Source organism: Collimonas fungivorans (genome assembly GCF_028292705.1).
Lineage (GTDB): Bacteria > Pseudomonadota > Gammaproteobacteria > Burkholderiales > Burkholderiaceae_D > Collimonas > Collimonas fungivorans_B.
In genome coordinates, this window is sequence record NZ_JAQGLV010000292.1 from 1 (window position 1) to 4,239 (window position 4,239).

The 4,239-nt window shown below is 59.2% G+C and carries 8 protein-coding genes; 6 read left to right on the forward strand and 2 right to left on the reverse strand.

Annotated features, from left to right (window positions below; genetic code table 11):
- Both JWQ61_RS16345 and JWQ61_RS16350 read left to right on the forward strand, forming a co-directional pair.
- A partial coding sequence (locus tag JWQ61_RS16345; RefSeq protein ID WP_369684905.1) for an ABC transporter permease occupies positions 1-347 on the forward strand: 347 nt, incomplete at its 5' end.
- 79 nt (positions 348-426) lie between these two features.
- Positions 427-1,365: an ABC transporter substrate-binding protein gene (locus JWQ61_RS16350; protein WP_304361456.1), complete on the forward strand. Its 939-nt coding sequence runs from the start codon at positions 427-429 to the stop codon at positions 1,363-1,365.
- Positions 1,366-1,435: 70 nt separating this feature from the next.
- On the opposite strand, the gene JWQ61_RS16355 is transcribed toward JWQ61_RS16350, so the two are convergent.
- Positions 1,436-1,924 carry a GFA family protein gene (locus JWQ61_RS16355; RefSeq protein ID WP_304361457.1) on the reverse strand — a complete coding sequence of 163 codons (489 nt, stop codon included), beginning with the start codon at positions 1,922-1,924 and terminating at the stop codon, positions 1,436-1,438.
- A 143-nt stretch (positions 1,925-2,067) separates the two neighbouring features.
- Here JWQ61_RS16355 and JWQ61_RS16360 point away from each other — a divergent pair, with 143 nt between their 5' ends.
- The 3 genes from JWQ61_RS16360 to JWQ61_RS16370 all read left to right on the forward strand — a co-directional run bounded on the left by JWQ61_RS16360 (position 2,068) and on the right by JWQ61_RS16370 (position 3,110).
- Positions 2,068-2,286 (forward strand): hypothetical protein, encoded by a 219-nt coding sequence (locus JWQ61_RS16360; protein ID WP_304361458.1) that lies wholly within the window; start codon positions 2,068-2,070, stop codon positions 2,284-2,286.
- Between the two features lie 34 nt (positions 2,287-2,320).
- Complete coding sequence (locus JWQ61_RS16365; RefSeq protein ID WP_304361459.1) at positions 2,321-2,632, forward strand: hypothetical protein; 312 nt, start codon at positions 2,321-2,323, stop codon at positions 2,630-2,632.
- A 190-nt stretch (positions 2,633-2,822) separates the two neighbouring features.
- Positions 2,823-3,110 (forward strand): hypothetical protein, encoded by a 288-nt coding sequence (locus tag JWQ61_RS16370; RefSeq protein WP_304361460.1) that lies wholly within the window; start codon positions 2,823-2,825, stop codon positions 3,108-3,110.
- A gap of 22 nt (positions 3,111-3,132) precedes the next feature.
- Here the strand turns inward: JWQ61_RS16370 and JWQ61_RS16375 are convergent, their stop codons facing one another.
- The gene (locus tag JWQ61_RS16375; RefSeq protein ID WP_304361461.1) at positions 3,133-3,930 is read right to left on the reverse strand and encodes a hypothetical protein; all 798 of its coding nucleotides are present in this window, start codon (positions 3,928-3,930) and stop codon (positions 3,133-3,135) included.
- 121 nt (positions 3,931-4,051) lie between these two features.
- Between JWQ61_RS16375 and JWQ61_RS16380 the strand changes: the two genes are divergently transcribed.
- The coding region (locus JWQ61_RS16380) for a hypothetical protein (RefSeq protein WP_304361462.1) at positions 4,052-4,239 on the forward strand (188 nt) is incomplete at its 3' end.

A 4,239-nucleotide genomic window follows, 5' to 3' on the forward strand; every position in this document is an offset into this window, starting at 1 on the left:
GGCTGTCGGGCGTCAATGTCGATTTCTGGAAAGTGGCGGTGTACACCGTCGGCGGCGCCATCTGCGGCATCGCCGGGCTGCTGATCGCGTCGCGGCTCAATTCGGCGCAGCCGGCGCTGGGGCAGGGTTATGAGCTGGATGCGATCGCCGCGGTGGTGATCGGCGGCACTTCCTTGTCAGGCGGCACCGGCACCATCCTCGGCACCATCATCGGCGCTTTCATCATGAGCGTGCTGATCAACGGCTTGCGCATGATGTCGGTGGCGCAGGAATGGCAGACCGTGGTGACCGGCGTGATCATCATCCTGGCGGTGTACATGGATATCCTGCGCCGCCGGCGCCAGTGATAAGAGCAAGTTTTGCAGGTGCAGTTACGGGCCGTTGCAGCAAGGCCCACCGTTTTATAACCATAAGAGGAGACTTGAAATGATAAAGAGAAGAGCAGTCAACATCGCCGTCGGCCTGGCGCTTGCGCTGGGATTCAGCGCCGCGGCGGTAGCCGAGGATGTCTATATTCCCCTGATCTCGAAAGGCTTCCAACACCAGTTCTGGCAAGCGGTGAAAGCCGGCTCGGAGCAGGCCGCCAAGGATTTCAATGTGAAGGTGTCGTTCGAAGGGCCGGAAACCGAAGCCATGGTCGACAAGCAGATCGACATGCTGTCGGCGGCGCTGGCCAAGAAGCCGAAGGCGATCGGCTTCGCCGCGCTGGACAGCAAGGCTGCTTTGCCGTTGCTGAAAAAGGCCCAGGCCGCTCATATCCCTATCGTTGCGTTTGACTCGGGTGTCGACAGCGACATTCCAGTGACTACCGCCACCACCGACAACAAGGCGGCGGCGGCGCTGGCGGCCGACAAGATGGCTGAGCTGATCGGCAAGGAAGGCGAAGTGGCGGTAGTGGCGCATGACCAGACCAGCCGTACCGGCATCGACCGCCGCGACGGTTTTGTCGAACGCATGAAGACTTATCCCAAGATCAAGATCGTCAGCATCCAGTACGGCGCCGGCGACCAGTTGAAATCGACCGAGATCACCAAGTCCATCCTGCAAGCCTATCCACGCCTGAAGGGCGCTTTCGGCACCAATGAAGGCTCCGCCATTGGCGTACTGAACGGCGCCAAGGAAATGAAACGCAAGCTGGTGATCGTCGGCTATGACTCCGGCAAGCAGCAGAAAGATGCGATCAAAGACGGCAGCATGGCCGGCGCCATCACACAGAACCCGGTCGGCATCGGCTATAAGACGGTAGAGGCCGCGGTCAAGGCGCTCAAGGGTGAAAAACTGCCCAAGGTGATCGATACCGGTTTCTACTGGTACGACAAGAGCAATATCAACGATCCCAAGATCGCCGCCGTACTGTACGACTGATGCCGGGCGTTTTCAGGTAGCAGGCGCGGCCCGATAGGCGACAGATATCGGGCCGTGGCATAGCTGTCTGTCATTTCAGCAAATCCAGCCGCTCATGCCATTCAAACAAGGATTCATGCGGAAACTGCGTGAACTGCTTGTCCTTGCGGCCAGCCTTGACTTCCACCCATGGCGCTTTATAGGCTAACAGCAGGTGGGTATATTCGGGCGGCGCCGGCAGCGGCGTATCGATGGCGGAAGCGAACGGGTGGACCAGCTCCGGCCATTCCGGGCTGTAGAGCCACAGCGCGCTGCCGCAGCGCCGGCAGAAATGCCGTTGCGCCGTGCTGGTGTGGAGCCGTGATTCGCCTTGCCGTTTGAGTTTTGCGTGGTAGACGCTGATGTCGTCCTGGCCTTGCACCTTCAGGGTGCTGGCGTCGCCGCCGATGTTGACGGCGTATCCGCCGCCGCCCTGGGTCTTGCGGCAAATCGAACAATAACAGCGCTGGTAAGGATAGGGCGTATCGCTTTCCAGGCTGAAACGGACTGCGCCGCAATGGCAGGATCCCTTGAGCTTCATGGTTCTCTCCTAGTTGTCGCCGCCTCCAGTATCACCGATCCCGGCCGATAGCCAGTGTTAAGCACCGAACATACAGTCCCGCGGTTGAAGCGCATCATGCCTTCCTCTTATTCCGGCGTCGCCGGTACTGGCTAGGAGGAAACATGCTGGCGAAATATATATTTGTCACTGGCCTGATTACGGCGATTTCCGTTTTCAGCAGCGAACGAGCCGCTAAAACCGGTGCGCCGACCATCACTCCGATATCCCCTTCATCGCAAATTGCGCCGCCCAAGCGGCTGCTGGCGCCGGCCTTGCCGGCTGAGCCGGAGCCCGAACTCGAGCACGTGAACATCGATGGCAGTATAGTTAAGAGAACCTGAAGCATCCAGTTGCAGGCAGATCAAGGAAATGGTTATGGAGCTGGTCCGTACTTACATGATTGAAACCACGAATGCGCTGTTTACGCTGGTCGTCACCGAAGGCAGCCATGGCGGCCCCTACAAGGCGACCTATGTCGGGACGCGCCAGAAAGTCGAACTGCCCTGGGTGGATAATCCCGGGCTGGGCCAGAAAGATCTTGACGGCCAAGCGGCAGACGTCGATTTCGATGTGCTGATCGCCACCTGCCACCGGCAGATCGCGGAGCGCGGCGGCGAAATCCTCGGTATTCAGGATATTTCCGTAATCGACGAGCGTCCTCGCAGAGACTGGGGATCCGGCCGCTGACAACCTCACGCCGTTCGCGATAGCAAAAAAACTTGCGAAATCGCTCCCGATGGAGAATTATTTAAGCTCCAGTCCCTCTCACTCCCAATGACACTGTCAAGGCCCGGCGCGCCAGAACCGGGCCGGCCGGTGCACGCCGGTGTTCTGCGAGGGTAATTCATTCATCGTCTGGATGGGCAAGGAGATCTGTATGAGGCCAATCAGTACCTACATCATTGAAACCAACAATGCGCTTTTCACGCTGGTAGTCACGGAGACGGATGACGGCGGTCCGTATAGCGCTTCATATATCGGGACCAGCCCGAAATTTGAGCAGACCGATACCGATGACGACGCCGATCCGGTGCAGGAAGATATCGAGGGCGAAATGGAAGACGCCGATTTCGACGTGCTGCTGGCGGCCTGCCACCGGGAGATCGTGGAGCGCGGCGGCGATATCGTCAGTATCGAAGATATATCTGACGACGATGACCGCTAGCCTGTTCCAGGCCGCTTCCTGATCAGAAGCGCACTTTCAGGTAAGCGCTGGGCCCGACCAGCTTGACGCCCAGGTTGGCCTCATAGTTGGCGCTGTCCCGGTACAGCTGGATCTTGGTGATGCCGTAGTCGGCGCCGATGCCGACATTCTTGAACGGAAACCACTCGACGCCGACATTGCCGTTATAGATATGGCCGTTGATGTTGCCGCCGTTTTTCTTGACGCCGGAAGCCTCGGCGTACAGGCGCACATTGTCGCTCAGCGCGGTGCGCACGCCCACTTCCAGCAGCGGCGCGATGGCGTTGTCGCTGCGCGAATCGCTGGCGGTGCCGCTGACGCCGTCCAGCGAGCCGCGCGCCATGGTGTCGAGGTCGGCCTGGTAGTAGGCGGCGCCGGCGCCGAGGCCGAATACCGTATTGCCGGATCCGAACCACCATTTATAGGCCAGCTGCGCCAGTTCGACCTTGAGGCGGGCATTGGCGGAAGCGTCGCCGGTGACCACCTGGCCATTGACGGTGGCGGTGCGGGCGATGGTGGCGTCAAAATTGTTGGTGTAGCGGTAGTAATCGAACGCCAGGCCCTGGTGGTCGCCCAGCAGCACGTCGGCGCGCACCCGGCCCAGCGTCTTGTGGTCGCGCGTCAGGTCGCCGGTCTCGGCGCGGCCGTATTTGGTGTTGACGCCGATATTGAAAGTCGGCTCGACATAATAGCCGCCGACCGACAGGCTGAAACGGTCCAGCGCCGGCGACGGATCGGCCAGCGCGCAGGAGGACGCGAGGCACAAGCCTGTTGCGGCCAGGGATTTGGTCAAGATGCTCATCGGGAGATCCTCATTCAAGTTTATCCGCCTGGGGAGAAAATGCCTGGATAAAAGCTTAGCAGGAGCAACTTGGGGCGAATGAGCGATAGCTAACATTCCAGATTGGAATGCCAGGATTTTTATGGCCGGCAGCGGCTCTTTGCGGCGCAAGGAAGAATTTCCAGGGGTTGATATATACTGCGATATGACTGTATATTCATACAGTCAATCATCCTTCAATTTTTACCTGGCGCGCAATACGTCGCGCCGCGGTGCCCGTAACATGGTCAGAGTGCTGGAAAACCGGTTTTATTATCTCGACAATTTCCT